Source organism: Pseudomonas sp. TH21, assembly GCF_016651025.1.
Classification (GTDB): Bacteria; Pseudomonadota; Gammaproteobacteria; order Pseudomonadales; family Pseudomonadaceae; genus Aquipseudomonas; species Aquipseudomonas aylmerensis.
On sequence record NZ_JAEKEQ010000001.1, the window covers coordinates 2,658,757 to 2,684,909 of the forward strand.

Sequence of the window (26,153 nt, forward strand, 5' to 3'; positions counted from 1 at the left end):
GAGGAGTGTTTGCATGTCTTTGAAGCTTGGAGTGATCGGTACCGGCGCCATTGGCCGCGACCATATTCGCCGTTGCAGCCAGACCCTGCTCAACAGCCAGGTGGTGGCGGTGACCGACATCAACCTGGAGCAGGCCGCCAAGGTGGTCGCGGAGCTGAAGCTTACCGCCGAGGTGTACCCGGACGGCCTTGCGTTGATCAACTCGCCGCAGGTCGAGGCGGTGCTGGTGACCTCCTGGGGCCCGAGCCACGAAGCGTTTGTGCTCGCCGCCATCGCCGCCGGCAAGCCGGTGTTCTGCGAAAAACCGCTGGCGGTGACTGCCGAAGGCTGCCGCAAGATCGTCGATGCCGAAGTCGCCTACGGCAAACGCCTGGTGCAAGTCGGCTTCATGCGCCCGTATGACGAAGGCTACCGCGCCCTTAAAGCGGTGATCGACAGCGGCCAGATCGGCGAGCCGTTGATGCTGCATTGCGCGCACCGCAACCCGACGGTGGGCGAGAACTACAAGACCGACATGGCGATTACCGACACCTTGATCCATGAGCTGGATGTGTTGCGCTGGTTGCTCAACGACGACTACGTGTCGGTCCAAGTGGTGTTCCCACGCAAGACCAGCAAGGCCCTGGCCCACCTGCGCGACCCGCAGATCGTGTTGCTGGAGACGGTCAAGGGCACGCGCATCGACGTCGAAGTGTTTGTGAACTGCCAGTACGGCTACGACATCCAGTGCGAAGTGGTGGGGGAGACCGGTATCGCCAAATTGCCGGAGCCGTCCCAGGTACAACTGCGCAGTGGCGCCAAGCTGTCGAATGCGATTCTGATGGATTGGAAGGACCGGTTTATCGGTGCGTATGACGTCGAGTTGCAGGCCTTTATCGACAGCGTGCGGGCGGGACACGTCGGCGGGCCGTCGGCGTGGGATGGTTTTGCCGCCGCCGTGGCGGCGGATGCGTGTATCGAGGCCCAGGGCAGTGAGCAGATTGTGAAGGTCAGCCTGCCGGATCGCCCTGCGTTCTACGGCTAACACTCGGTCAATGTGGGAGGGGGCTTGCCCCCGATAGCGGTGGGTCAGATAACAACTGGTTGACTGACACTCCGCCATCGGGGGCAAGCCCCCTCCCACAGTTGATTGGGTTTGCACTTCAATCAAGGAGTTGATCATGCGAATCGGACTAGTCGGCTACGGCCATGGAGGGCGCTTCTTTCATGCGCCGCTGATTGCCACGCTGCCAGGCGCCACCTTTGTCGGCGTGGTGACGCGCTCACCCGAGCGCCGCCAGCAATTGAGCACTGACCATCCAGGTCTGAAGGCCTTCGACAGCATCGGCCAGATCGTCGAAGCCGGTGTCGACGCGCTGGTGATTTCCACCACCCTCAAAGGCCGCCCGGCGCTGGTGCTCGAAGCCATCGAGCACGGTGTCGCGGTGGTCAGCGACAAACCCTTTGCCAGCAATGCCGAACAGGCCCAGGCGCTGATCACCGCGGCCGAGCGCCAGGGCGTGCTGCTCAGCGTCTATCAGAACCGGCGTTGGGACTCGGACTACCTGACCCTGCGCAAGCTGATCGACGCCGGCGCCCTGGGCGCGATCACCCGCTTCGAATCCCGCGTCGAACGCTACAGCCCGCAGGCAGTCGGCAACGCCAGCGGGGGCGGCTGGCTGCGTGACCTCGGCAGCCATCTGGTGGACCAGGCATTGCAGTTGTTCGGCCCGGTGGACCGGGTCTTCGCGCAATTGCAGTTCAGCCCGGAATATCCCAGCCTCGACCACGGTTTCTTCGTGTCCCTGACCCATGCCAATGGCGTGGTTTCCCACCTGTGGGGCAACGCCCTGCAAAACAGCCAGGCCCCGCGCTTTCGCGTCAGCGGGACGTTGGGCTGCTACACCGTCGAAGGCCTGGACGGCCAGGAAGAAGCGCTGATGGCGGGCAAATCGCCGAAGACCGAAGGCGAGCACTGGGGCGCCGAGGAGCATCGGCGCTGGGGCTGGTTCGAGCAGGGTGAGGAGCGCGAGCGCGTGCCCTCGGAGAAGGGCTGCTGGACGCAGTTCTATCGCCAGTTGCAAGCCGCCGTGCAAGGGCAGGGGCCATTGCCGGTGGATGCCTATGACGCGTTGGAAACCACCCGTATATTGGACGCTGCACGCCTAAGCGCCGAGCGCCAGCAGGTGGTTTCAACAAAAATAGAATAAAATTCTAAAACAGGTTGATATGGAAATTATTTTCCAATAAAGTCTTTTCCAGGTTGCATAAAGTACGTCTCGAACCCGCTTCGGACGACTCGACAAAAACAAGATCAAAAACAACCAGGTACCGTCAGATGAAAATCTTCAACGCTGTACTGCGAGTTTTACGCCCTGCCCACACGCCACGCGGCCTGCCCCGCGCCCGGCCGTTTTACTTCTCCTTCCTCAATGTGCTGTGCGTCGAGAACAAAGGCGCGCTGGTCTGCTGTATTCCGGGTGCACCGATCGTTCGATTGCCGTCATCCTCGCTCTGATAAACGCAACGTCCAAAAAACCAACAAGAAAGTGGAGACAGACCGTTCATGAAGACCCCGATCCGTTATACCGCGCTGGCCTTGTCCATGCTGCTCGCCAGTGGTTTCGCCAGCGCTGCCGATATCAAGGTGGGCGTGAGCATGTCGGCGTTCGATGACACCTTCCTGACGTACCTGCGCGAGGACATGGACAAGCAAGCCAAGTCCTACCCCAAGGGTGACGGCGTGCAGCTGCAATTCGAAGACGCCCGTGCCGACGTGGTCAAGCAATTGAGCCAGGTCGAGAACTTTATCAGCCAGAAAGTCGACGCGATCATCGTCAACCCGGTCGACACCGCGTCGACCGGCAACATCATCAAGGCCGCCACGGCGGCGAAAATCCCGCTGGTGTTCGTCAACCGCCGCCCTGACAGCCCAACGTTGGCCCCAGGTGTCGCGGCAGTGACCTCCGACGACGTCGAGGCCGGCAAGCTGCAGATGCAGTACATCGCGGAAAAACTCGGCGGCAAGGGCAACATTGTGATCCTGCTGGGTGACCTGGCGAACAACTCCACCACCAACCGTACCAAGGGCGTGAAGGAAGTCCTGACCAAGTACCCAGGCATCAAGGTCGAACAGGAGCAGACCGGGATCTGGCTGCGTGACAAGGGCATGACCCTGGTCAACGACTGGCTGACCCAGGGCCGCGACTTCCAGGCGGTGCTGTCGAACAACGACGAGATGGCGATCGGCGCCGCCATGGCCTTGAAGTCGGCGGGTAAGAAGGGCGTGTTGATCGCCGGTGTCGACGGCACGCCGGACGGTTTGAATGCGATCACCAAGGGTGACATGACCGTGTCGGCCTTCCAGGATGCCAAGGGCCAGGCGGACAAGTCGGTGGAGACGGCGCGCAAGATGGCCAGGAACGAGCCGATCGAGCAGAACGTGGTGATCCCGTTCCAGCTGATCACCCCGGACAACGTCAAAGACTTCAAGTAGCCCTGACATAACAACAATAAGCCGGCAGGGCGGCGTTGGCCGCCCTGCAGATGGAGTACCTCCCTATGCTTGCTCAAGCCACTGTCGTGCAGCCGCCCGGTCTCCAGCCCCTGCTGCCGGAAGAACCCTACCTGCTGGAAATCCTCAATATCAGCAAAGGCTTTCCCGGCGTCGTGGCCCTGGCCGATGTGCAATTGCGCGTCCGCCCAGGTTCGGTGCTGGCGCTGATGGGCGAGAACGGTGCGGGCAAGTCGACGTTGATGAAGATCATCGCCGGCATCTACCAGCCCGACGCCGGGGAAATCCGCCTGCGTGGCAAGCCGATCGTGTTTGAAACACCGCTGGCGGCGCAGAAGGCGGGGATCGCGATGATCCACCAGGAACTCAACCTGATGCCGCACATGAGCATCGCCGAAAACATCTGGATCGGCCGCGAGCAGCTCAACAGCCTGCACATGGTCAACCACCGCGAAATGCACCGCTGCACCGCCGAGTTGCTGGCGCGTCTGCGCATCAACCTGGACCCTGAGGAACAGGTGGGCAACCTGAGCATCGCCGAACGGCAGATGGTCGAGATTGCCAAGGCCGTGTCCTATGACTCCGACATCCTGATCATGGATGAACCGACTTCAGCCATTACCGAAAAGGAAGTGGCCCACCTGTTTTCGATCATTGCCGACCTCAAGTCCCAGGGCAAAGGCATCGTCTACATCACGCATAAAATGAATGAAGTGTTCGCCATCGCCGATGAAGTCGCGGTGTTCCGTGACGGCCAGTACATCGGCCTGCAACGTGCCGACAGCATGAACAGCGACAGCCTGATCTCGATGATGGTGGGGCGCGAGCTGAGCCAGCTATTCCCGGTGCGCGAGACGCCCATTGGCGAGCTGCTGCTGTCGGTGCGCGACCTGCGCCTGGATGGCGTGTTCAAGGACGTGTCCTTCGACTTGCATGCCGGCGAGATTCTCGGCATCGCCGGGCTGATGGGCTCGGGCCGCACCAATGTGGCGGAAACCATTTTCGGCATCACCCCAAGCGACGGCGGGCAGATTGAACTCGACGGCAAGCCGGTGCGCATCAGCGACCCGCACATGGCCATCGAAAAAGGCTTCGCGCTGTTGACCGAGGACCGCAAGCTCAGTGGCCTGTTCCCGTGCCTGTCGGTGCTGGAAAACATGGAAATGGCCGTGCTGCCACATTATTCGGGCAACGGTTTTATCCAGCAGAAAGCCCTGCGTGCGCTGTGCGAAGACATGTGCAAGAAGCTGCGGGTGAAGACGCCGTCCCTGGAGCAGTGCATCGACACGCTGTCGGGCGGCAACCAGCAGAAAGCCTTGCTGGCGCGCTGGCTGATGACCAACCCACGGCTGTTGATCCTCGACGAGCCGACCCGCGGCATCGACGTGGGTGCCAAGGCTGAGATTTATCGCTTGATCTCTTTCCTCGCCAGCGAAGGCATGGCGGTGATCATGATTTCCTCCGAGCTGCCTGAAGTGCTGGGCATGAGCGACCGGGTGATGGTGATGCACGAAGGTGAACTGATGGGGACCCTGGACCGCGCCGAGGCGACCCAGGAAAAAGTCATGCAGCTGGCCTCCGGTATGACGGCGGTCCACTGAAGCATAGCCAGCGCGGGCCTGCGGTTGGCCCGTGCCACAGAATAAGAAGGTGATGGGTGATGAACGCGATAACAGATAACAAGCCTGCGACGGTCCCGACCAAGCATCGTCGGCGGCTGCCGACCGAACTGAGCATCTTCCTGGTGCTGATTGGTATCGGCCTGGTGTTTGAACTGTTCGGCTGGATCGTGCGTGACCAAAGCTTCCTGATGAACTCCCAGCGCCTGGTGCTGATGATCCTGCAGGTATCGATCATCGGTCTGCTCGCGATTGGCGTGACCCAGGTGATCATCACCACGGGGATCGACTTGTCCTCGGGCTCGGTGCTGGCGCTGTCGGCGATGATTGCCGCCAGTTTGGCGCAGACTTCCGACTTTTCCCGCGCGGTGTTCCCTTCGCTGACCGATTTGCCGGTGTGGATTCCGGTGGCAATGGGCCTGGGCGTGGGGCTGCTGGCGGGTGCGATCAACGGCAGCATCATTGCCGTCACCGGTATCCCGCCCTTTATTGCCACCCTCGGCATGATGGTCTCGGCCCGTGGCCTGGCGCGTTACTACACCGAAGGCCAGCCGGTGAGCATGCTCTCGGATTCGTACACGGCCATTGGTCACGGGGCCATGCCGGTGATTATCTTCCTGGTGGTGGCGGTGATTTTCCATATCGCCCTGCGCTACACCAAGTACGGCAAGTACACCTACGCCATCGGCGGCAACATGCAGGCGGCGCGCACCTCGGGGATCAACGTCAAGCGCCACCTGATCATCGTCTACAGCATTGCCGGGTTGCTCGCAGGCCTGGCTGGCGTGGTCGCCTCGGCGCGCGCCGCCACCGGCCAGGCCGGCATGGGCATGTCCTATGAGCTGGATGCGATCGCCGCAGCGGTGATCGGCGGCACCAGCCTGGCGGGCGGGGTAGGGCGCATCACCGGCACCGTGATCGGCGCGCTGATCCTCGGGGTGATGGCCAGCGGGTTTACCTTTGTCGGGGTGGACGCGTACATCCAGGACATCATCAAGGGCCTGATCATCGTGGTCGCGGTGGTGATCGACCAGTACCGCAACAAGCGCAAACTCAAACGCTGAACGGCCCTTACCAGCGATAAGTCGCACGCTGCCAGTTGAATGAGCCTTACAGCTTGTCGCTTGCAGCTTGCGGCTTATAGCTGCTTTATGAAATTTCCTGCTATAAACGCACTCCGATAACCATTCGCCAAGCCCGTCCTGGTGCCTTTTGGGGTTATATCGGAAAAAATGCCTGTCATTTCAGTTGCTGAGCCCTCAAGTCGGCCTTAGACTGCCGCCCCTCGTAAATTGAGTGCCGGGTGGCGCTTGAAATGGACGGCGCCTTTCCGAGACCTGCACAGGCCTTCCGGAACGCTCCCTTATTCGCCTTAATGCACGTATTTTTTATAGAGAAATCAATGACAAAGGAAAAGTTGCTGGCCATGCCGGCGGATGACTACATGAATGCCGAACAGCACGCTTTTTTCGAGCAGCTGCTGCAAGACATGAAAGTGGAACACCACGAGCGCATTGAACAGAACCGTATCGCCATTGAAAGCCTGGACACCCCGGCCGACCCGGCTGACGCCGCTTCTGTAGAAGAAGAGCGTACCTGGCTGGTAAACGCCATTGACCGCGACCAGCGCATGCTGCCGCAGCTTGAGCGTGCCCTGGAACGCATCAAGGAAGATTCCTTCGGCTGGTGTGATGACAGCGGCGAGCCTATCGGCCTCAAGCGCCTGCTGATCAGCCCGACCACCAAGTACTGCATCGAAGCGCAAGAGCGCCACGAGCAGATCGACAAGCACCAGCGCCAAGCCTGATGCGTTGAAGCGGGGGATCGCCTGCGCGGTTCCCCGGAGAAAGACCCGTTACGCCCCGTCTATTGATCTGCTGCAAGCCACCCCACTAAAGGCCCATGGATAATGGCCCGATAGTGGCGTTTAATGCAGCGACAATAACGACAAGCAGTGGGGTAACGAAGATGGCTGGAGACGGATCTCTGATGGGCGCAGCGGTGCCACCCCACACGGTGGTGCGCGGGTTGCCCGGCTGGCTGACGCCACTTTTGCAGAGCGCCGCCCTGGTGCTGGTACTGCTGGGCCTGACGTTCGCCAGCCTGCCGATCTACCTCTGCCTGGCATTGGCGCTGCTGGTGATCTGGCTGCCGAGCCTGAAAAAACGTACACCCCAGGTGGCAACGGCCGACACCATCGATGCAATGGGCGAGCTGACGCGCGACCTCTCCTACACCACCAGCCATAACGCACTCTCCGCAGCCGGCGTGGCCTATTCGGTCAAGCAACTGGCGGCGCGCCTGCAGTCGCAACTGGGCGCGGCCAAGCAGATTGTCAGCAGTGCCGAAGTGATGATCGGCACCGAAAAGCTCACTTCGCAACTCAGCCGCGAAGCCCTCGGGGCGGCCAGCCAGGCCCATCAACGCAGCACTGAAGGCCGGGAAGTACTGGCCGAGTCGATCACCCGCATGCACCAGCTCAGCCAGCGCGCGAATGCCAGCCGCGAGCTGATCGAAGCCTTGAGCCAGCGCAGCGAGGAAATCCAGCGGGTGACCCTGGTGATTCAGTCCATTGCCAGCCAGACCAACCTGCTGGCGCTCAACGCGGCCATCGAAGCCGCGCGTGCCGGAGAGCATGGGCGCGGGTTCGCGGTGGTGGCCGATGAAGTGCGCGGGCTCGCCGGTCGCACGGCGACGGCCACTGATGAGGTCGGGGTGATGGTGGCCGATATCCAGCAACGCACGGCCCAGGTGGTGGAACAGATTCGCCAGCTGTCGGCGGATTTGCACACCGGCGTCGAGCAGGTGGAGCATGCTGGTGAGCACTTGCACAACATTGCCAGCCTGGCCGCCAGTGTCGAAGGCCAGGTCAATGAAATCGCCCAGGGCACCGACACCAACCGCACCCAGCTCGACAGCCTGTTCCATGCCGTGGAACAGATGCGCAGCGACCTGGCCGTGAGCGACCAGCAAACCCGTCAACTGGCCGAGGCTGCCGTGCAGATGGAAGGCCAGGCCGAAACCATCAGCGAACGCCTGGCGGAAGTCGGGCTGGATGACTATCACCAGCGCATCTACGACCTGGCGCGCGAAGGCGCCAGCCGGATTGCCGCGCAATTCGAGGCTGATGTGCAGCAGAACCGTATCAGCCTGGATGACCTGTTCGACCGCAGCTACACGCTGATTCCCAACACCCAGCCAAGCAAGTACCACAGCCGTTTCGATGGCTACACCGACCAAGTGTTGCCGGCAATCCAGGAGGCGTTGCTGCCACGTCATGAAGGCCTGGTATTCGCCATTGCGTGTACGCCGCAAGGCTATGTGCCGACGCACAACAAGGCGTTTTCCCAGGCGCTGACCGGCGATGTCCAAGTGGATGCGGTGCAGAATCGCACCAAGCGGAAATTCGAGGACCGCACCGGGATTCGCTGCGGCAGCCATCAGCAGGCAGTCTTGCTGCAGACTTACACCCGCGATACCGGTGAGCTGATGCATGACCTGTCGGTGCCGATCATGGTCAAGGGCCGGCATTGGGGCGGCTTGCGCCTGGGCTATAAACCCGAGGGCGTGAAGGGCGGGCGTTGAGGATTATTGCGGTTTATGCAAGGGAGCTATTCCGGGGATAGCTTTTTCCTACTGGAAGAAAACCGTAGCATGGCCAACATTGTTAGCCAGCTAACTAATGTTGCGGAGAAACTCCATGCAAACCAAAGTCGATGTCGCCGTGATGATTGGCAGTGGCGTACCGCCGACCCTGCGGGCACTGGGTCAGAAAGCCTGCTGGGTCGTATTGCTCAACGGTGAGCAGCGCGGCACGGCGTTCGCCAGCCGTGATGAAGCCGAGGAATGCAGGGCGGCCTGGCAGGCGCTGTTGCGCCTGGAGCAGTCCGACAGCCTGCATTGATCTGCGCTTAGTGAGGTTGATGCAGGCGTTGATTCAGCTCATCCACCGCGATCGCCCATTCGGCGTCATCGCGCAGCTCTTCCTTGAGGAATGCCGCTTGCTGGGGCGTCCAGAAGGGAGCATCGATCAGTTTCACGTCCTCGGGCAACGGGTTGCTGGCAATGAACGTATCGATGGCTTCTGGGGATGAGTCCAGGCCCAGTTGATCAAACAGGGTTTCAAGTGTTGGGATTGGCGCGTCCATATCGTTCTCCATGCAGGGTGGTCGTTATGCATGGGAGGTTCGTGGCGCGGCGGAGTTCGAATTTGTTGCTCAGGAGTTGAGCGCACCGGCATCGACTGCACTCTTGAGCGCCTTGGCGGCGTCCTTGGCAGCAATGGCGGCGGCGTCCACGGTTTTGAACCAGCGGTCTTTTTCCACCTGGTGGGTGGTGACAGTGGTCAGCGGTGGCTTGGCCCGCATCACGATCACCGCTTGAAACTCACCGTCTACCTCTCGTGCATCGCCATGGATGAAAAATTCGCCGATATCAAATTCCGTCACGTATAGCCTTCCCTTGGAGATAACTGCACTGGTGAAACCTGGCCCGGAGGGACAAAGTTCAGTGGACGGGCCAGTATGGCAGTTGTTGCGGGTCGGCGGCGCAGTAAAGTCATCAAGGTGACGAAACGATGCCTCCGTGCGGCTGATGCAGGACGGCCTCGAGCTCTTTGGCCAGTTCGCACGCCTTGATATGGTTACTGCGAAAGCCTCTGATTCGACCGCTTAGCACTTCTCGGATATGAAAGAAGTTGCGGCCGGCCGGTACCACTTGGTAAAGAACTGAATCCGAGTACCCGTCGTAGCCGCGCAAGCGGTAGTATTGCGCCTCGTCCTGGCATGATGAACGAGTGTTCGAGGACAGAGTGTCGTAGGTTGGTCGTTGCATGGACTGTTCCTTTCGATCAATTCGGTTGACCCATCTGCAGCGTTTTGAGTAGTTTTGATCGGTGCAGCTGTTTTAGTATTGTCGTCGGCAGCTGGCGCGCGGTTCCATGCCAGGTATGTATTTTTGTGTTGGGTGTCGGAAAACTGCATTTTTAACTGGGTTATCTTCTGAAGTTGGTCGGTCCGTATTCTCGGGCCGTGGAACCTGTGATCTCCTGTGGTGCCTGATGACCTTGCACAAGGTCCATCGCGTACGTCTGTACTAGTCTTATGGCGCGACAGCGGGATCTTCTTCAGTTTTTTCAATGTGAATGTGTTGTATGCACGCGCCGTGATGGCCGTTTTTTTGTGCTGCCCGCTCTGGCGGACAGCGCTCTTTTCGATGTGGGGGCGTTTCCTTGGCAGTCAGTAATCTGGATATGCACGCGTTATTTGTGCTGGGTGATTTGCGCGCAAAGTTGGTCAAGCAGTTTCAATCCCGTTTTGTCTACATCACTGAACAGACGCCGGAAGGCATCTACATCGCCGAAATCGATACCGAAGCGGCGATGGTGGTGGATGACAAACCCCGCCTGGAACTCAAAGTGGGTGATCATTTCCGCGCGGCAGTATTGCCCAGTCGTGAAGGCGGCAAGTTTGAGTTGAAGTTTCGCGACATCAAGTTGACGGTGTATGGCCTGGGCGACTATGCCTTTGTGTCTTCGGCCGACGGCCAGGGCATCGTCTTCAAGGAAGGCCACAGCGTGATGCTGGTGTTTGCCGCGAATGAGCAACTGCAGGAAGGCTTGACCAAAACCCTGAAGGCCGTGACCGGCAAGGCCGCCAAGTGGCGCAAGGGTGAACTGGTGACCTTTAAGGCCAGCGAGTAATCCGCCCATACCACGAACATCCGTTGTCTCCCGGAACCTCTACTACAGTTGAGTTGACTTAACTATTCAGAGGCTTCGCGCATAGTCAGCAAAGCCGCCCGCTGGTTGCTGCATTATCGCGAGGTGCGAAGGCATGAAAGGATTGAAAACGTTGTTGGCTGCATCCCTGACGACCCTCGGCCTGTCCGTGGCGGCGTTGCCGGTATCCGCAGCCGAGGCGCCGATACATTTCGCCGACCTGAACTGGGAAAGCGGCAGCCTGATTACCGAAGTACTGCGGGTAATTGTCGAAAAGGGCTACGACTTGCCTACCGACACCTTGCCTGGCACGACCATCACCCTGGAAACCGCGCTGGCCAAGAATGATATCCAGGTCATCGGCGAAGAGTGGGCCGGCCGCAGCCCGGTGTGGGTCAAGGCCGAGGCCGAAGGCAAAGTGGTGGGCCTGGGAGATACGGTCAAAGGAGCCACCGAAGGCTGGTGGGTGCCGGAATACGTGGTCAAGGGCGACCCGGCCAAGGGCATCAAGCCGCTGGCGCCGGGCCTCAAGAGCGTGAAGGACCTGGCGCAATACAAGGACGTGTTCAAGGACCCGGAATCCCCGGGCAAGGGACGCTTTCTCAACAGCCCCATCGGCTGGACCTCCGAAGTGGTCAACAAGCAGAAACTCAAGGCCTACGGCCTGGATGACAGCTACGTGAACTTCCGCAGCGGCTCCGGCGCAGCGCTGGATGCCGAGATTGCCTCGTCTATTCGGCGTGGCAAGCCGGTGCTGTTCTACTACTGGTCACCGACGCCGTTGATGGGGCGCTACAAGCTGATCCAGTTGGAAGAGCCACCGTTTGACGCCGAGGCGTGGAAGACGCTGACCGACGCGGACAACCCTGATCCCAAACCGACTCGCTCGTTGGCTTCCAAATTGAGTATCGGCGTGTCCACGCCATTCCAGAAGGAACATCCGCAGATTGCCAGCTTTTTCGAGAAGGTCGAGTTCCCGATTGACCCGCTGAACAAAGCCCTGGCAACCATGAGCGAAAATCACACCGCGCCTCGAGAAGTTGCGCAGGTGTTCCTCAAGGAACACCCGGAAGTGTGGAAGGCGTGGCTGCCCGAGGATGTGGCACAGAAGGTCGAGGCTAGTCTCAAGTAGACCTTGGGCATCAAGTCCGGAGAATGATCGACAATGTGGGAGCGGGGTTGCTTGCGAAGGGGGTGTGTCAGGCGCTGAAGGTAGTGGCTGACCCACCGTCTTCGCAGGCAAGCCAGCTCCCACATTTTGCAATGTGTTCCAAGGTTGGAATCGGGTTGTACCTGCAACTCAAATGCCAGTGCAGCACCGCGACTCCCAAGCCCGAACAACGATCAAAACTGTGGGAGCGGGCTTGCTCGCGAAAGCGGTGTGTCAGTTGATGAATATGCTAACTGGTCCACCGCATTCGCGAGCAAGCCCGCTCCCACATTTGGCATGTATTCCAAGGTTGGAACCGGGTCGATCCGACCGCTCAAATGCCGGTGCAGCACCGCGACTCCCAAGCCCGAACAACGATCAAAACTGTGGGAGCGGGCTTGCTCGCGAAAGCGGTGTGTCAGTTGATGAATATGCTAACTGGTCCACCGCATTCGCGAGCAAGCCCGCTCCCACATTTGGAATGTATTCCAAGGTTGGAACCGGGTCGATCCGACCGCTCAAATGCCGGTGCAGCGCCGCGACTCCCAAGCCCGAACAACGATCAAAACTGTGGGAGCGGGCTTGCTCGCGAAAGCGGTGTGTCAGTTGATGAATATGCTAACTGGTCCACCGCCTTCGCGAGCAAGCCCGCTCCCACATTTGGGATGTATTCCAAGGTTGGAACCAGGTTGATCCGACTGCTCAAATGCCGGTGCAGCACCGCTAGCCCCAAGCCCAAACAGCGATCAAAACTGTGGGAGCGGGCTTGCTCGCGAAAGCGGTGCGCCAGTCACTGAAGGTAGTGGCTGACCCACCGCCTTCGCGAGCAAGCCCGCTCCCACATTTGGGGTGTATTCCAAGGCTAGAACTTGGTCTGTACCGCCAGCTCAAACGTGCGCGGCGCGCCCAGGTAGTACGCCGGGGAGACATGGGCAAACTCGGCATAGACCTCATTCGTCAGGTTACGCACGCGACCGGTGATCGAGGTGTGTGCGTCGACCTTGTAGCGCAGGAACGTCCCGAACAGCGTGTAAGCCGGCACTGTCTGGGTATTGGCGTTATCCGCGTACACCTGCGCCACGTACCGTGCATCCACGCCGCCTTGCCAATCCTCGGCAAAATCATACGTCAGCCACACATTACCCACGCGCTTGGGCACGTTGGTGGGCGTATTGCCCTTGCGCGAGACCACCGCGCCGCTGGCGATTTTCTCGTTGAACTCGTCGTACTCGGCATCTACCCAGGCGAAGTTGCCTTCTGCCAGCAGCCTTGGCGTGATGCGCAAGGAGCTGGCCAGTTCGATGCCTCTGGACGACTGCGCGCCGACCGGAATGCTGCTGGTGGGGTCTTGCGGATCGGTAACCGCAAAGTCCTTGCGCTCGATTTTGTAGGCCGCCACGGTGGCTGAGCCCCGGCCGTCCAGATAATCGAACTTGCTGCCCACTTCCCACTGTTTGCCCGTCGATACATCGAACACTTGCGTGGTGGTACTCGGTTGCTCGGCAGCGGTGCTGTATTGCACGTAGACATTGGCCGAGGGGATGAACTGGTACGTCAAGCCCACACGGCCGGTCACCGGCTCCCAGCTGCGGGTGAAATGCCGTGGGTTGCTGGCGGTCACCGCGCGGTGGTTGGTGACATCCAGGTCGATGGCGTCATAACGCAGACCGGTCAGCAGCGACAATTTGTCAGTCAGACCCAGGCGATTCTCCACGAACAGCGCCTTGGTGGTGACTTCGCTGGTCTTGTCCTTGCCGAAGCTTTCCCGGGTGCGCGGGATGTCGTAGAAGTGCCCTGGATCGAAATTGTTCGGATCCACTGTGCTGTTGCCCGACACATTCAGCGGGGTGTTGGTGGTGCTGTTGACCTTGTACTCAAAGCCGCCGGACCAGGTGGTCGACAAGCCGAAGAGGCTGTCTTCGTGGCGCAGTTCGAACTGGTTGCCGTGCTGTTCACCCTGATGACGCACCTGATAGGCCGTGGAGCGGTTCACCGCGCTGTTGTCGGCGTTGTACTGGTAGGTTTCCAGGTTGCGGTAATCGCGCTGACTGTCCAGGTGGTAGAGCGTGTTCTTCAGCGTGGTGCTGTCGTTGATACGGTAGTCGATGATCGAGCGCGCCCAGATCGTGCGTTGCTCGTAACGGCCATCGGCGACGTTGTAGTTGTTGAAACGATTGTGCTTGTCGATCTTCAGTTCGCCGGCCTTGGGGTTGAGCACCGGGGTGCCCCAATAGGGGCTGTCCTCGTGTTCATCCTGATATTCCAGGGCCAGCGTGTGCGAAAGATTGGGGGTGAGATCACTGAGCAGGGAAAACGCCAGGCTCCAGGCGTCGCGCTGGTCGCGATCGATGTAGCTGTGGTTGGTATTGCGGCTCACATCCAGGCGCGCGTAGTGCTGGACGTCGGCGCCGGGGTCGGTGAGCGCGTGGTTGACCCCCAAGGCCATGCCGACGGTGTCGTAGCTGCCGTAGGTCAGTTGGCCCTCGGCGGCCTGTTCCTCACGGGTGGCCAACTTGGTCACGTAGTTGAGCGACCCCCCACGGAGCCGGCGCCGTTGATCAGGGAGGAGGGGCCGCCGACCAATTCCACTCGGTCATAAATCCAGGCATCCACCGGTCGGGCCAGGCCCGTGGCGACGTTGATGCCATTGAACATCTGGGTGATCTGGTTGCTGGTGAAGCCACGATACGACACAAATCCGCCAAACCCCGGCGGCGCGCTGGCGTTGACGCCGGGCAGGGTGTTGGCCGCATCGCGGAAGGTCTTCGCCCCATGGCGCTCGATATCGTTGCGATTGGCAATCGCCACCGACGCCGGGGTTTCCCGCACGCTCAAGCCCAGCCGCGAAGCGACGCCGCTGGATTGGTCCAGGGCCAGGCCGGGCTCGGCGGTTTGTTCGCCATCAACGGTGGTAGGCGCCAGTTCAATGGCCCAGGTGCAGACAGGCAGGCAGCCGAAAAGGCCCGCCAACAGAGGTAAATGTTTCATGTTCAATCCTGAAAAACTTGGCTCGAAAACAACGCACGGCCGCCCGTCCTTCCTTGCGGAAACGGTGGTCAGTGCAGATCGGAACGCGAAGGATCAGGCGAGGGCGGGTGGCGCACGCGGATGGGCCGTGGGCCAGGTGAAACGAGCAGGGATGTCAGCGGCAGCAACGATCGCCGGTGGTGGCGCATGGGGTTGCGGCAACACCGCCACATTCAGGCTGGAATTGAGCGCCGGGCCCATGCCGCCGGTCGAACACAACGGGCAACCAAACGCCTTGGACAGCGTCGGCAACTGCTCATCGGCGGAGTTGGACGGCTTGGGTGCCTGGGTACGCGGGTCGACGGTACAGAACTGCCCGCCGATGCCGTTGAGTTGCATCCCGACCATCTGCCCATGACCAATACTGCAGGCGAACACATTGAACAGGACGCAGCAATACAGCATCCAGGCAATGAGCGAGCGGTCGGCACGAGCGATTTTCATGGGGCGGCACTTTACCATCAGCCGCCGACGAAATGCCTGCAAAAATCTCAGGGCGACTATCCTGTCTCGCATCTTTTCAGGGAGAACCGTCATGAGCTTTGTCATCGCACGATGGATCGTCGGCGTATTCACCTGCATCAGCATGGTGCACCTGTACTGGGCCGCCGGCGGCAAACTCGGCAGTCTCGCCGCCATCCCCCAACTACCCGGTGAATTCGCCAGCGGCCCACGCCCGGCATTCAAACCCTCGGCGCTGGGGACCTTTCTGGTAGCGATGGGGCTGGTGGCGATCGCGTTGCTGGTGTGCCTGCGAGCGGGCTTGTACTTCTCAGCGGTGTCCCATGGGGCGTTGCAATGGGGAATCAGCGCGATTGCCGTGGTGATGTTTGCCAGGGCGATTGGGGATTCGGAGTTGGTGGGGTTCTTCAAAAAAGTCGGCGGGTCGAGGTTTGCGCGACTGGATACGTATTTTTATTCGCCGTTGTGTCTGGTGTTGGGGGTAGGGTTGTTGGTGGTGGCGTGGGGGTGAACTTGGCTTCGTTAGCCTAAGCCCAACTGACGCAGTCATGGTCGTCCATGTAAATCAAGAACGACAAACTTATGTCCGTCATCCTAAATGGATATCCCGTCGTTTCAGATAAAATATGTTCAAGTTGTCGGGGGTTTTCGATCGGTCGGGAAAATCGCACCCAGCGGCGTAAAAAGTTTCGCAAAGATATATTATTAATACCTTCAACTCATCGGTATTAAGTCTTCTGTTTTTGATCCATAGCTTCTCTAAAGCTTCATCAATCTCTGTTTCTAAGCAATTCATTGAGTAACACCAATGCTAGAGCGGCTTGCGCGGAGTGGTTTAATCAAAAATGGCATTAGGTGAGGAGGGATGGAGGCTGGCTACGGGGCATAGGAAGCCCATCATGTATTTATGAACTCAAAAAAAATAATCATCAGCTCCGTTTATATAAATAGTTGGATCGCAAAGTGAAATGTATTTGGCCTTGAATTCAATTGATGCGTTTTTGTTGATTGCCTGAAAGTAAAATTGATCCTCATTGCGTGTGATGTTCAAGAAAAATACTTTTCGAATGGGTAGGTTTTTTATTTTCAAGTCGCGAATGCCATGGCAATCAATCCCCATTCTGCAAGTGTGATAGCCTTTGCCCTCCTATTCTATCTGCAAAGAAAATAATGCTATTTTTCCAATCTCTACAGGTTTGATGAATAACTTCTCGAAGACTATATTTCTCTCTAGTTCATTCCAGTATTTCATTCTTATCCTGAAATCGTAATGTTCCTTGGCTCTGCGTAGGGCGCGAAAACGTAGCGTCCAGCTGTTGCGCAGAACCATCGCCTTGCACCCGTACTTGATAGCTTCCGTGACGTCTCGGTAAAGGGCAAGGCGTCGGATTCTGCGCAGGACAAACCGCTGGACGAGCGGTTCAAAAAATCAGAAAAGGCCCACCCATCGAGGGAAAAAGCCTCAAAAAAACACTCCCCGAAGCCACACAAAAAAGCGCCGCAGCTGATTGCAGCTGCGTTGGCAGAATGAATCTCAAATAAAAACTTCTCTCATTACTACCCGATTTCCGGACATGGCCGTCATGGTTTATAGAACCTCTCCTACACAGGATTTCCCATGTCGCGCCTCGCTCGTCCTTTGCATCCACTGGCCCTTTCAGTGGCGATAGCCTTTGCTGCCGTGCCGTTGCTGACCGTCCAGACCACCTTCGCCGAAGAAAGCCGCGCGGTGCGTGGTTTTCAGATTCCGGCTGGCGACTTGAGCCAGGCTCTCAACAGCCTGGCCGAGCAGGCGGGCCTGGTGCTGGCATTCGACGCAAGCCTGACGCGGGGTAAGCACAGCAACGGCCTGAGCGGGCAATACGATATCGACGTGGCGCTGACCCAGTTGCTCGCCGGCAGCGGCCTGCAGGCCCTGAAGCTCTCCGCCGATCGCTACCGCCTGGAGGCCATCGCGCAGAGCGGCAGCGCCATGGAGTTGCAGGCCACCACCATCAGCGGCGCGTACCAGAGCGAAAGCCCCACCGGGCCGGTCTCCGGTTATGTCGCGACGCGCAGTTTGTCGGGGACCAAGACCGATACCGCGGTGATTGAAACCCCACAGTCGATCTCGATTGTCACCAAAGACCAGATGCGCGCGCAGAATGCCGAGAGCCTCAACCAGATCCTGCGCTACAGCGCCGCCGTAATCCCGGAAACCCGTGGCGCCACCGCGTCGCGCCTGGACCAACTGACCATTCGCGGCTTTGCCCCGGCCACCTACCTGGACGGCTTGCGGATGCCATCGAGCCGTGACGCCTTGCCACAAAAAGACGCGTTCGACCTGGAGCGCGTCGAAGTGCTGCGCGGCCCGGCCTCGGTGCTGTACGGGCAGGGCACGCCGAGCGGGGTGGTCAACATGGTCAGCAAGCGCCCGCTGGATACACCGTTCCACGAAGTGGGCGTTGAATACGGCACGTTCAACAAGAAACGCACCACCTTCGACCTGAGCGGCCCGATCGATGATCAAGGCGTGTATTCCTACCGCGTCGCCGGCCTTTTCGATGATGCGGACGGCCAGGTCGAACACACCGAGACTCGCCGCCAGTCGCTGTCCAGCGCATTCACCTGGCGCCCGGATGAGGACACCTCGCTGACCTTGCTCGGGCATTTCCAGAAGGACCCCAAGGGCGCGTCCTACGGTTCGGTCCCGGCGTGGGGCTCGGTGCTGCATAGCCCCACCGGGCGCAAGATCGATGTGGATTTCTACGACGGCGAGAAGAATTTCGAAAAAAGCGACCGCGAGTACTACTCCCTCGGTTATGCGTTCGAACATCACTTCAACGATGTGTGGACGGTGCGCCAGAACGCGCGTTACCTGCGCACCGAGGGCCAGTACCGCAGCCTCTACAGCAACTACTTGTTGACGGACTACCGCACCATCCGACGCTCGACCATCGCCAGTGACGTCGACATGGATGCCTACACCCTCGACAACCAGCTGCAGGCCAAGTTTGACACCGGGCCGTTGCAGCACACGCTGTTGATGGGCCTCGATTACCAGAACACCAGCACCGACACCAAGTCCGGTTCGGGCGTTTACACCGCCGGGCCGACCCTCGACATTTTCGACCCGGTCTATGGCGCGGCCGTCCCGGTACCGGCGTACACCACGGATGGCACCTCGCGCAGTGAACAGACCGGCGTGTATCTGCAAGAGCAGATGAAGTGGGACAAGTGGGTGCTGCTGCTGGGTGGTCGCTATGACTGGGCAAGCACCGACAACAGCACGCAGACCCTGAGCACCGGTGCCAAGACCAAGTCTTCCCTGGACAGCAAGGCGTTTACCGGCCGGGTCGGCCTGGTCTACCTCTTCGACAATGGCCTGGCGCCGTATGCCAGCTATGCGGAGTCATTCAACCCGCAGTCGGGAACCGGGTATGGCGGTTCGGTGTTCAAGCCGACGGAAGGCAAACAGTACGAAATCGGCATCAAGTACCAGCCGCCGGGCAGCAACAGCTTTATCACCGCGGCGATTTTCGACCTGCGCCAGACCAATGTACTCACGACCGACCCGGATCCGACCCACCTGTGCGGTTCCGGTCGCTGCCAGAGCCAGGACGGCGAAGTGCAGTCGCGAGGCTTTGAACTCGAAGGCAAGGCCAGCCTCAACGACAACCTGGATATCACCGCGGCCTATGCCTACCTGGATAACCGCATCAGCAAGTCCAACAGCACCGTGCGCTATGCACCGATCAGCGACATCGGCGTAGGCCCTGCCATCGACGCCGAAGGCACCACCACCTACGCGGTACCGCGCCACACCGCTTCGGCGTGGGCCGACTACACCTTCCACGACGGCCACCTTAAGGGCTTCGGCGTCGGCGCCGGCGCGCGCTATGTCGGTTCGTCCTGGGGCGATACCGCCAACACCCTGAAGGTGCCGGGCTACACGCTGTTCGACGCGGCGGTGCACTACGACATCCCGAACATCGCCAACCTCAAGGACAACCTGCGCCTGGCGCTCAACGCCACTAACCTGGCGGACAAAGAGTACGTCGCCTCCTGCTACTCGTACTCGTGGTGCTGGTATGGCTCGCAGCGCACGGTGCAGGCGAGCGCGACCTACCAGTGGTGATCTGAACAAAGGCCTTGGCGAACACGTACGCGAGCAGCATCGCCAAGGCTTGTCAGGGCGCGCGTGAACGCTAGCCCGTAAGGCATTCGAGGAGACGTTGCCCCAAGGCCTCGGCGCTGGCCTGGGAATCGATATTGGCAAAGCCCAGCAGCAGGCCGGGGCCGGTTTGCTGCACCATGCTCCATTCGCTCAAGGCCTCGGCAAAAATGCCGGCGTCGGCCAGCTTCTTCACCAGCAAACGGTCCGATAGTGGAGCCTTGAGCCGCAGGACCAGGTGCATCCCGCCAGGCTGCGCATCGATGCAAATACGCTCGCCCAACACCTTGCGCAAGCCGTTGGCGGTGGCGTCGCGGCGTTCGCCATAGAGCTTGCGCATGCGCTGGATATGGCGGGCGAAATGCCCCTCGGCGATAAAGCTGGCGACGATCGCCTGGGTCAGTTCCGGGCAATGGCCGAGAAAGCTCTGGCTCACCTGCGCAAAGTGCGCAACCTGGGAGGAGGGTACCACCAGGTAGGCCAGGCGAATGCCGGGGAACAGCACTTTGCTGAACGTGCCGGCGTACAGCACGCGACCCTCGCGGTCCAGGCTCTTGAGGGCAGGCAGCGGGCGGCTGACATAACGGTATTCGCCGTCATAATCGTCTTCGATGATCCACGCCTGCTGGCGTGTGGCCCACTCCAGCAACTCCAGGCGACGCGGCAGTGACAGCGACACGCACAGCGGGCTCTGGTGGGCGGGGGTGACGATCACCGCACGGGCGTCGCCGGCCTGGCGCACGCACAGGCCATCGGCGTCTACCGGGAGCGGCACGGTGTTGATGTGCAGGTACTCGAGAAGGGAGCGTGTCGGCGGGTAGCCCGGGTCTTCCACCAGCACCCGGTCGCCGGGCTTGAGCAATGCGTGGGTGATCAGGCTCAAGGTGTTGCGATAGCCCGCGGTGACAAACACCTGCTCCGGCGTGCAGTAGATACCCCGGGCCACCTGCAAATAGCTGGCGATGGCGGTCCGCAGCGCGGGCAGGCCCTGGACCGGCGGGTTGGCCATGTCGGCCAGTTGCGTGGCGCGCACGCAGCGGGCGGCGATTTTCGACCAGATCTTGCGCGGGAAGGCATCCAGCGCGGGCAGGCCCATCTGGAAGGGCAGCACCGGCTGCTGACGGCGCACCGCGTGGTAGGGCGCGGCCACCACGCGCGTGGGCAGTGCGGCCTCAATACCCTGGGCCACCACTGTTCCGGCCTGGCCGCGCGACTCCAGATAGCCCTCGGCGGTGAGCAATGAGTAGGTGCTGTCGATGGTGCCGCGCGCTAGCCCCAGCTCCTTGGCCAGGGCCCGCGCCGCCGGTACGCGCTCGCCCGGCTTGAGCAGCCCTTCGGCAATGGCACTGCGAAAACGCCAGTAAAGCTGGCGGTAGATCGGTTCGGCGTCGGTGAGATCCGGCGGGGGCAGGGTGTACATGGGGCCTGGCTCCAGGTCGTGGCTGATCTCACTCTACCGGGGCCATGACCCATTCCCAAGTGCCATAACTGCTATTAATGACCAGGCCATCATGGTCTATGCATCAGCGCCATTCTTGGCTCTTCAGAGGTGAGCCATGGCGCCGCAAGATGGTCCCTTCACTCAACTGCAACAGGATTTACCATGACCACTCGCCTCGATTACACCCAAGCATCCCCGGAAGGTTACAAGGCTTTCGGCGGCGTCTACGTCTACCTGCAGAACAGCGGCCTGCCCAAGGCGCTGATCGACCTGGTGTACCTGCGCGTTTCGCAGATCAACGGCTGCGCGTTCTGCATCGACATGCACTCGCGGGACCTGCTCAAGCAAGGCCTGGCCGTGGATAAACTGGTACTGGTGCCAGTGTGGCACGATGCCCGCGACGTGTTTACCGCGCGGGAACGCATCGCCCTGGCCTTCGCTGAAGCCGTTACCCGCAGTGATGTGTCGGACGCGGACTACGCCGCCGCCGCCGCCGAATTCAATGCCAAGGAACTCGCTGACCTGACTTACGGCATCGCCCTGATGAACGCCTTTAACCGCCTTGGCGTCACCTTTCGCACCACGCCGGCAGCGGCGGCCTGAAACATTGCGCAAGAAGGCAATTTAATGGCCCCCCTGTAGGCAAATCCTCGCCAAAATCACTTTTATTTTCAGGTGGTTAGGTGAGGAAGCAAATGCGCACTGTTGGAATCATGCTGATCGCCTGCTCATTGGCCGGCGGCGCGGCTGCCGTGCAGGCACGGGAGCTGCGCGAGGGTGACAAGTACATGTGCAGTTGGGGCGCCGGCACTGCCGCCAGGGCCCAGGAACTCAAGCTGTCGGGCGTGTCGCTGTATGCCGCGCGGCAGAAGATCCAGACCATCAAGTTCAGCAAATCGTGGATGCGCATGATGGCCATGGGCATCACCGAACAGACCTATGACAGCCGTTCACGGCTCAAGCCCGAGGCGATTCGCCAGAGTTTCTACCAGGATTGCGTACGCTATAAAGTGGCGCGCAAATAACCTCCGGCGGTTTAAAACGACTGCGGTGAGCCGGCATCGTCATGGAAAAATACGTTCGCCGTGGTGATAAACCACCGGTTCGCCTGGGACAGGTATTCAACGGCGCGCCAGCACAGCTTGAAGTGCATGAACTGCGCAGGCTCGAATAATGATGCCGGGCAGTGCGCCGCAGGAGCAAACACCGTCCAGTGCAAAATCTGCGTAAGCCTGTCCAACTTCGTCGCGGACGCCCTCGCCATACTGGTGCCAGGCAAACCAAGAGGCACAGACCATGACCGAGTATGTCTTCACCCCCGCGCAAACCCCCTCGTTGGCAGTCAAGGGCAGCGACGCGCGCTTCCCCTTGCGCCGGGTTTTTTGCGTCGGCCGCAACTACAGCGAACACGCCCGCGAAATGGGGCACGATCCGGACCGCGAACCGCCTTTTTTCTTCATGAAACCCGCAGACGCGGTGGTGCCGGCCGAGGGCGTGATCGCCTATCCGCCGCTGACCGCCGACCTGCATCACGAAGTCGAACTGGTGGTGGCGATCGGCAAGGGTGGGGTGGACATCAATCCTGAAGACGCCTTGTCCCACGTCTGGGGGTATGGCGTCGGCATCGACCTGACGCGCCGTGACCTACAGGCCGAGGCGAAAAAGCTCTCGCGTCCGTGGGAATGGGCCAAGGCTTTTGACGAATCCGCACCGACCACCGCGTTGCAACCGGTGAGCGCCGTCGGGCATCCGTCCAGCGGCAAAATCTGGCTCAAGGTCAATGGTCAGCTCCGTCAGGTCGGCGACTTGGCGGACTTGATCTGGAACGTCAGCGAAGTGATCAGCCACGCCTCCAAATCCGCAGCCCTCAAGCCCGGCGACCTGATCTTCACCGGCACGCCCGCCGGTGTCGGTGCGGTGCAGCGCGGTGATGTGCTCAGCGCCGGCATCGACGGCCTTGGCGAGTTGCGTTTCACCCTCGGCCAGGGTTGAGGCTACAGTGGTGCCCAGGCCATCCGAGAGACCGTTATGCCAGGCACCCGCGTCACCACTTACGGCATGGAGCAGCGCAGCGACCGCCCCGACTTCTACATCCGCGACAAACGCGGCAGGGCGGCGCTGACCAGTCCTCATCGCCATGAGTATTTCCAGATCCAGATCAACCTTGGCGGCGACACCGTGCAGCATATCGGCGGCGCGGTGCGGCCGTTCCCGCGTAACGCCCTGGCATTCATCCTGCCGCATCGGCTGCATGTGATCCCGCATCCCGAGGATGGCGAGTTCTTGTTGATCAACTTCAGCCAGGCGTTTTTCCTGCCGCAGTTGACGTGCGATCCCCTGGACCTGGAAGACATCCCCATCGGCCAGGCGCCGGAACTGTCGCCGTTTCGCTTCCAGGAACAGCTGGACTTCATCCTCGACGATGCCACGTTCGAGCAGGTCAAAACCTGGCTGGCGCATATGCGCGACCTGGATGCCCATCGCACTTTCGGCGCGCGCGAGCGCCTCAAGGGCTATCTGTTCCAGCTGATCGGCCTGGTCTGCGAGCAATACGCCGAGCCGTTACAGGCGTTCGCTGCCAACAACGCCACCCGACGCGGGCGCAAGGATGCCCTGGCGCGGGTGCAGGCGCATATCCGCGAGCACCTGCATGAACCGACCCTCAACCTGACCGATACGGCCGCCGCGGCCTTTTTGTCGCCCAACTACCTGACCCACCTGCTGCGCAAGGAAACCGGCAAGCCTTTCTCGCAACTGGTGCTCGACCGCCGCATGCAATTGGCGCGCACGCTGTTGCTCAACGGCACGCAGATGATTGGCGTGATTGCACATCGCTGTGGGTTTACCGATGAGGCGTACTTTTCCCGCTGTTTCCGCAAGGCTCACGGTATGGCGCCGGGGCAATTCAGGCGTCAATCCACTGCATAGCGGCCGGCTTGCCGCCGCCCGTTAAGGCGTTTTACAAATCCACGACAATCGGTGTGTTTCTATTTGCATACAATTGCGCACTTCATCAGGGAGGCCAGTATGCAAACACTTATCCGCGTGGCGACGACGGATGACATCGACACGCTTTTTGCCATCCGCACCTCGGTGGTGCAGAACCACCTGAGCCGCGAGCAGATGGCCGGCCTGGGCATCACGCCGCAGGTGCTGGCCGACACTATCCAGGCAGCGCCCTGTGTCTGGATTGCCGAGGTTGAGGGCCAGCCGGTGGCGTTTGCCATGGTCGACCTGGCGCAGGGAGAGGTGTTTGCAATGTTCGTCTTGCCGTCGCACGAGCGCCTTGGCCTTGGACGCCAGTTGATGGCCGTGGCCGAGGCGGCGCTGTTCAAGCATCACCAGCGACTGTTCCTGATCACCGATGGTGGTGCCGACATTCGCGCCAACGGTTTCTACCAACGCCTGGGCTGGTCGGTAGTGGGCCGGGTCGAGGGTGACGACGTGCGTTATGAAAAGAGCAGGGTGGACTAAACCATGAGGCCCCTTGAGCCGCAGCCGTCCAACAGCCTGCGCTACTATGCGGTCGGGGTGCTGTGCGTGGCGGTGCTGCTCGGGGGGTATTTCATGCAGCTCAACGCCAAGGCGGATCGCCAGCGCGAGGAGGCCGCCGAGCGCCTGGCACTGTGTCGGCAAGTTGAGCGGGTTGCCAGTGTGGCAGTGTCCGGCAGCCTTGAACTTCGCGATAGCTGCAAACAGTTGAGCGAACAGTCGATCAGCAGAGGCGCACCGAATTAATCAATAACCCTTTCTTATACGTGGATATATAGCGGAAGTTGCACCAAAAAGTGGCATTAATGCCGCTGACTCCCTTTAAAAAAGTGTGGTTATTGAATGACTTACAACACTTTTAATCCGACGAAAGGATTAAAATAATCTTGTTACGGCTTTTTACAATCGGTAATATTGCCGGGCGTTCACCTCCCACGGTTTATGCATTTTTAAATCCCAAGTTTCCATCAGCTACTTGGGATTTTTTTTGCCTGTGATTTGACCTCGGCGTCAAACTTCACCCTCGGCAAACTCTGCGCGCATGCGTCCATTACGTTTGGCTTGATACAGCAACTTGTCGACGTCTTCGACAAAACCCAGCATCGCACTCTCGGGTGTGACGATCCGCGTACCGACACCCAGGCTCAAGGTCAGTTGGTTGGCGACGGGCGAAAAGCCGTGTTCGATCTGCTGCTGGCGGATCAGATGCAGGCAGCGTTGTGCCACTTGCCGGGCCGACGCCGCGTCGGTTTCCGGCAGCAGCCACACAAACTCTTCACCGCCGATACGCGCAATGAAATCCCGTGGGCGATTGGCCGCCTGCGACAGTGTGCGTGCCACCTGGCGCAGGCATTCGTCACCCTTGATATGCCCGTAGTGGTCGTTGTACTGCTTGAAAAAATCGATATCCAGGATGATCAACGACAGCGGCAACTGGCTGCGCTGGGCGCTGGCCCATTCGCGCTCCAGCACAGTGTCGAACATGCGCCGGTTGGCGATGCCGGTGAGGCCGTCCTGGTAGGAATATTCCTCGAGTTGTTTCTGCAGGCGCACCAGATGTTCTTCGGTCTTCTTGCGCTCGCTGATATCGAACATGAAGCCAAGCAGTGCCTCGACTTCACCCTCTTTGCGCACCACATGCACTACGTCGCGAATCCACACGTAGTCGCCATTCGCCGTCAGCGCGCGGTAATCGGCCTCGTGGTCGACGCCGGCGCGCGATTGCGACACGCAGAAATTCACCACGTATTCGCGGTCATCCGGGTGCATGCGTTCGACCCAGTCATCGACGCTGACCCAGCTTTGCGGGGTCCAGCCGAGCAATGCCTCGATCTGCGGGCCGATATAGCTGAAGGTCATGGTCTGCCAATCGATGCGCCAGGGGATGGCCTTGGTCGACTCCAATAGCGTCTTGTACACGTCACTGTCGGGCTGGCTCGGAGGGGCGATGCGCATGCTGGAATGCTCGAGATGATGGCCAAAAGCCAAGAGCGTCTTTTGATCCACGCCTGGAGTCAAGTCCAGGCTTTGGCAGTAGACGAGAGGTCTGGTTAACCGCTTTTCTGACGCCAGCGGACCGGCGGTTTCGGGGCAAAAT

The 26,153-nt window shown here is 60.1% G+C and carries 25 protein-coding genes and 2 pseudogenes; 19 read left to right on the forward strand and 8 right to left on the reverse strand.

What is annotated here, in order from left to right; genetic code table 11:
• Positions 1 to 13: 13 nt before the first annotated feature.
• From JFU04_RS11700 to JFU04_RS11740, 9 genes are all read left to right on the forward strand, one after another.
• Positions 14 to 1,024, forward strand: a complete 1,011-nt coding sequence (locus JFU04_RS11700; protein WP_106804222.1) for a Gfo/Idh/MocA family protein — start codon at positions 14 to 16, stop codon at positions 1,022 to 1,024.
• A 136-nt stretch (positions 1,025 to 1,160) separates the two neighbouring features.
• Positions 1,161 to 2,189, forward strand: a complete 1,029-nt coding sequence (locus JFU04_RS11705; RefSeq protein WP_201144135.1) for a Gfo/Idh/MocA family protein — start codon at positions 1,161 to 1,163, stop codon at positions 2,187 to 2,189.
• 128 nt (positions 2,190 to 2,317) lie between these two features.
• Positions 2,318 to 2,497 (forward strand): hypothetical protein, encoded by a 180-nt coding sequence (locus JFU04_RS11710; RefSeq protein ID WP_083221446.1) that lies wholly within the window; start codon positions 2,318 to 2,320, stop codon positions 2,495 to 2,497.
• Positions 2,498 to 2,545: 48 nt separating this feature from the next.
• On the forward strand, positions 2,546 to 3,475 hold the full coding sequence (locus tag JFU04_RS11715; protein ID WP_065906304.1) for a sugar ABC transporter substrate-binding protein: 930 nt from the start codon (positions 2,546 to 2,548) through the stop codon (positions 3,473 to 3,475).
• Positions 3,476 to 3,540: 65 nt separating this feature from the next.
• Complete coding sequence (locus JFU04_RS11720; protein WP_065906305.1) at positions 3,541 to 5,094, forward strand: sugar ABC transporter ATP-binding protein; 1,554 nt, start codon at positions 3,541 to 3,543, stop codon at positions 5,092 to 5,094.
• Between the two features lie 59 nt (positions 5,095 to 5,153).
• On the forward strand, positions 5,154 to 6,176 hold the full coding sequence (locus JFU04_RS11725; RefSeq protein WP_065906306.1) for an ABC transporter permease: 1,023 nt from the start codon (positions 5,154 to 5,156) through the stop codon (positions 6,174 to 6,176).
• 338 nt (positions 6,177 to 6,514) lie between these two features.
• The gene (locus tag JFU04_RS11730) at positions 6,515 to 6,919 is read left to right on the forward strand and encodes a TraR/DksA family transcriptional regulator (RefSeq protein WP_010564800.1); all 405 of its coding nucleotides are present in this window, start codon (positions 6,515 to 6,517) and stop codon (positions 6,917 to 6,919) included.
• A gap of 545 nt (positions 6,920 to 7,464) precedes the next feature.
• Positions 7,465 to 8,697: a methyl-accepting chemotaxis protein gene (locus JFU04_RS11735; RefSeq protein WP_446739696.1), complete on the forward strand. Its 1,233-nt coding sequence runs from the start codon at positions 7,465 to 7,467 to the stop codon at positions 8,695 to 8,697.
• A 115-nt stretch (positions 8,698 to 8,812) separates the two neighbouring features.
• The gene (locus tag JFU04_RS11740) at positions 8,813 to 9,016 is read left to right on the forward strand and encodes a hypothetical protein (RefSeq protein ID WP_065906309.1); all 204 of its coding nucleotides are present in this window, start codon (positions 8,813 to 8,815) and stop codon (positions 9,014 to 9,016) included.
• A 7-nt stretch (positions 9,017 to 9,023) separates the two neighbouring features.
• On the opposite strand, the gene JFU04_RS11745 is transcribed toward JFU04_RS11740, so the two are convergent.
• From JFU04_RS11745 to JFU04_RS11755, 3 genes are all read right to left on the reverse strand, one after another.
• Positions 9,024 to 9,260, reverse strand: coding sequence for a DUF2789 domain-containing protein (locus JFU04_RS11745; RefSeq protein WP_065906311.1), 237 nt, complete (start codon positions 9,258 to 9,260; stop codon positions 9,024 to 9,026).
• Positions 9,261 to 9,329: 69 nt separating this feature from the next.
• Complete coding sequence (locus tag JFU04_RS11750; RefSeq protein WP_034104424.1) at positions 9,330 to 9,560, reverse strand: hypothetical protein; 231 nt, start codon at positions 9,558 to 9,560, stop codon at positions 9,330 to 9,332.
• A 112-nt stretch (positions 9,561 to 9,672) separates the two neighbouring features.
• The gene (locus tag JFU04_RS11755) at positions 9,673 to 9,945 is read right to left on the reverse strand and encodes a hypothetical protein (RefSeq protein ID WP_083221447.1); all 273 of its coding nucleotides are present in this window, start codon (positions 9,943 to 9,945) and stop codon (positions 9,673 to 9,675) included.
• A 418-nt stretch (positions 9,946 to 10,363) separates the two neighbouring features.
• Here JFU04_RS11755 and JFU04_RS11760 point away from each other — a divergent pair, with 418 nt between their 5' ends.
• Both JFU04_RS11760 and JFU04_RS11765 read left to right on the forward strand, forming a co-directional pair.
• Positions 10,364 to 10,813, forward strand: coding sequence for a hypothetical protein (locus tag JFU04_RS11760; RefSeq protein ID WP_065906313.1), 450 nt, complete (start codon positions 10,364 to 10,366; stop codon positions 10,811 to 10,813).
• Between the two features lie 133 nt (positions 10,814 to 10,946).
• Positions 10,947 to 11,963, forward strand: coding sequence for an ABC transporter substrate-binding protein (locus JFU04_RS11765; RefSeq protein WP_065906315.1), 1,017 nt, complete (start codon positions 10,947 to 10,949; stop codon positions 11,961 to 11,963).
• Positions 11,964 to 12,843: 880 nt separating this feature from the next.
• Here JFU04_RS11765 and JFU04_RS11770 read toward each other — a convergent pair.
• A pseudogene (locus JFU04_RS11770) lies at positions 12,844 to 14,969 on the reverse strand (TonB-dependent receptor).
• A gap of 93 nt (positions 14,970 to 15,062) precedes the next feature.
• Positions 15,063 to 15,452, reverse strand: a complete 390-nt coding sequence (locus JFU04_RS11775) for a DUF2946 domain-containing protein (protein ID WP_065906318.1) — start codon at positions 15,450 to 15,452, stop codon at positions 15,063 to 15,065.
• 91 nt (positions 15,453 to 15,543) lie between these two features.
• Here JFU04_RS11775 and JFU04_RS11780 point away from each other — a divergent pair, with 91 nt between their 5' ends.
• Positions 15,544 to 15,981, forward strand: coding sequence for a DUF3995 domain-containing protein (locus JFU04_RS11780; protein WP_065906320.1), 438 nt, complete (start codon positions 15,544 to 15,546; stop codon positions 15,979 to 15,981).
• A 1,107-nt stretch (positions 15,982 to 17,088) separates the two neighbouring features.
• Positions 17,089 to 19,587, forward strand: coding sequence for a TonB-dependent siderophore receptor (locus JFU04_RS11785; RefSeq protein ID WP_201144136.1), 2,499 nt, complete (start codon positions 17,089 to 17,091; stop codon positions 19,585 to 19,587).
• Positions 19,588 to 19,657: 70 nt separating this feature from the next.
• On the opposite strand, the gene pdxR is transcribed toward JFU04_RS11785, so the two are convergent.
• On the reverse strand, positions 19,658 to 21,043 hold the full coding sequence (gene pdxR / locus JFU04_RS11790; protein ID WP_201144137.1) for a MocR-like pyridoxine biosynthesis transcription factor PdxR: 1,386 nt from the start codon (positions 21,041 to 21,043) through the stop codon (positions 19,658 to 19,660).
• Positions 21,044 to 21,226: 183 nt separating this feature from the next.
• On the opposite strand from pdxR, the gene JFU04_RS11795 reads away from it, so the two are divergent.
• Both JFU04_RS11795 and JFU04_RS11800 read left to right on the forward strand, forming a co-directional pair.
• The gene (locus JFU04_RS11795) at positions 21,227 to 21,667 is read left to right on the forward strand and encodes a carboxymuconolactone decarboxylase family protein (protein ID WP_065906326.1); all 441 of its coding nucleotides are present in this window, start codon (positions 21,227 to 21,229) and stop codon (positions 21,665 to 21,667) included.
• A 92-nt stretch (positions 21,668 to 21,759) separates the two neighbouring features.
• Positions 21,760 to 22,089 carry a hypothetical protein gene (locus JFU04_RS11800; RefSeq protein WP_065941186.1) on the forward strand — a complete coding sequence of 110 codons (330 nt, stop codon included), beginning with the start codon at positions 21,760 to 21,762 and terminating at the stop codon, positions 22,087 to 22,089.
• Positions 22,090 to 22,100: 11 nt separating this feature from the next.
• Here JFU04_RS11800 and JFU04_RS30465 read toward each other — a convergent pair.
• Positions 22,101 to 22,235: pseudogene (locus JFU04_RS30465) on the reverse strand (LysR family transcriptional regulator); the annotation flags it as partial.
• Between the two features lie 125 nt (positions 22,236 to 22,360).
• Between JFU04_RS30465 and JFU04_RS11805 the strand changes: the two are divergent.
• The 4 genes from JFU04_RS11805 (at position 22,361) to JFU04_RS11820 (ending at position 24,802) form a co-directional block, all read left to right on the forward strand.
• Positions 22,361 to 23,056 (forward strand): fumarylacetoacetate hydrolase family protein, encoded by a 696-nt coding sequence (locus JFU04_RS11805; RefSeq protein ID WP_201144138.1) that lies wholly within the window; start codon positions 22,361 to 22,363, stop codon positions 23,054 to 23,056.
• A gap of 36 nt (positions 23,057 to 23,092) precedes the next feature.
• Positions 23,093 to 23,992, forward strand: a complete 900-nt coding sequence (locus JFU04_RS11810) for a helix-turn-helix transcriptional regulator (RefSeq protein ID WP_201144139.1) — start codon at positions 23,093 to 23,095, stop codon at positions 23,990 to 23,992.
• A gap of 99 nt (positions 23,993 to 24,091) precedes the next feature.
• Entirely contained in the window at positions 24,092 to 24,538 is a 447-nt protein-coding gene (locus tag JFU04_RS11815; protein ID WP_201144140.1) for a GNAT family N-acetyltransferase, read from the forward strand.
• A 3-nt stretch (positions 24,539 to 24,541) separates the two neighbouring features.
• A complete protein-coding gene (locus JFU04_RS11820; protein ID WP_065906336.1) occupies positions 24,542 to 24,802 on the forward strand; it encodes a hypothetical protein in 261 nt (86 codons plus the stop codon).
• Positions 24,803 to 25,066: 264 nt separating this feature from the next.
• On the opposite strand, the gene JFU04_RS11825 is transcribed toward JFU04_RS11820, so the two are convergent.
• Positions 25,067 to 26,011: a sensor domain-containing diguanylate cyclase gene (locus JFU04_RS11825; protein ID WP_065906447.1), complete on the reverse strand. Its 945-nt coding sequence runs from the start codon at positions 26,009 to 26,011 to the stop codon at positions 25,067 to 25,069.
• Positions 26,012 to 26,153: the final 142 nt, after the last annotated feature.

Bases quoted from the DNA above. Each gene is read 5' to 3' on its own strand.
- JFU04_RS11765 (WP_065906315.1), top strand. From the start codon at position 10,947: ATGAAAGGATTGAAAACGTTGTTGGCTGCATCCCTGACGACCCTCGGC.
- JFU04_RS11710 (WP_083221446.1), top strand. From the start codon at position 2,318: ATGAAAATCTTCAACGCTGTACTGCGAGTTTTACGCCCTGCCCACACG.
- JFU04_RS11720 (WP_065906305.1), top strand. From the start codon at position 3,541: ATGCTTGCTCAAGCCACTGTCGTGCAGCCGCCCGGTCTCCAGCCCCTG.
- JFU04_RS11780 (WP_065906320.1), top strand. From the start codon at position 15,544: ATGAGCTTTGTCATCGCACGATGGATCGTCGGCGTATTCACCTGCATC.
- JFU04_RS11825 (WP_065906447.1), bottom strand. From the start codon at position 26,011: ATGCGCATCGCCCCTCCGAGCCAGCCCGACAGTGACGTGTACAAGACG.
- JFU04_RS11800 (WP_065941186.1), top strand. From the start codon at position 21,760: ATGCGCACTGTTGGAATCATGCTGATCGCCTGCTCATTGGCCGGCGGC.
- JFU04_RS11740 (WP_065906309.1), top strand. From the start codon at position 8,813: ATGCAAACCAAAGTCGATGTCGCCGTGATGATTGGCAGTGGCGTACCG.
- JFU04_RS11785 (WP_201144136.1), top strand. From the start codon at position 17,089: ATGTCGCGCCTCGCTCGTCCTTTGCATCCACTGGCCCTTTCAGTGGCG.
- JFU04_RS11810 (WP_201144139.1), top strand. From the start codon at position 23,093: ATGCCAGGCACCCGCGTCACCACTTACGGCATGGAGCAGCGCAGCGAC.
- JFU04_RS11735 (WP_446739696.1), top strand. From the start codon at position 7,465: ATGATCGGCACCGAAAAGCTCACTTCGCAACTCAGCCGCGAAGCCCTC.
- JFU04_RS11815 (WP_201144140.1), top strand. From the start codon at position 24,092: ATGCAAACACTTATCCGCGTGGCGACGACGGATGACATCGACACGCTT.
- JFU04_RS11820 (WP_065906336.1), top strand. From the start codon at position 24,542: ATGAGGCCCCTTGAGCCGCAGCCGTCCAACAGCCTGCGCTACTATGCG.
- JFU04_RS11795 (WP_065906326.1), top strand. From the start codon at position 21,227: ATGACCACTCGCCTCGATTACACCCAAGCATCCCCGGAAGGTTACAAG.
- JFU04_RS11775 (WP_065906318.1), bottom strand. From the start codon at position 15,452: ATGAAAATCGCTCGTGCCGACCGCTCGCTCATTGCCTGGATGCTGTAT.
- JFU04_RS11760 (WP_065906313.1), top strand. From the start codon at position 10,364: ATGCACGCGTTATTTGTGCTGGGTGATTTGCGCGCAAAGTTGGTCAAG.
- JFU04_RS11755 (WP_083221447.1), bottom strand. From the start codon at position 9,945: ATGCAACGACCAACCTACGACACTCTGTCCTCGAACACTCGTTCATCA.
- JFU04_RS11715 (WP_065906304.1), top strand. From the start codon at position 2,546: ATGAAGACCCCGATCCGTTATACCGCGCTGGCCTTGTCCATGCTGCTC.
- JFU04_RS11745 (WP_065906311.1), bottom strand. From the start codon at position 9,260: ATGGACGCGCCAATCCCAACACTTGAAACCCTGTTTGATCAACTGGGC.
- JFU04_RS11805 (WP_201144138.1), top strand. From the start codon at position 22,361: ATGACCGAGTATGTCTTCACCCCCGCGCAAACCCCCTCGTTGGCAGTC.
- JFU04_RS11705 (WP_201144135.1), top strand. From the start codon at position 1,161: ATGCGAATCGGACTAGTCGGCTACGGCCATGGAGGGCGCTTCTTTCAT.
- JFU04_RS11730 (WP_010564800.1), top strand. From the start codon at position 6,515: ATGACAAAGGAAAAGTTGCTGGCCATGCCGGCGGATGACTACATGAAT.
- JFU04_RS11725 (WP_065906306.1), top strand. From the start codon at position 5,154: ATGAACGCGATAACAGATAACAAGCCTGCGACGGTCCCGACCAAGCAT.
- JFU04_RS11700 (WP_106804222.1), top strand. From the start codon at position 14: ATGTCTTTGAAGCTTGGAGTGATCGGTACCGGCGCCATTGGCCGCGAC.
- pdxR (WP_201144137.1), bottom strand. From the start codon at position 21,043: ATGTACACCCTGCCCCCGCCGGATCTCACCGACGCCGAACCGATCTAC.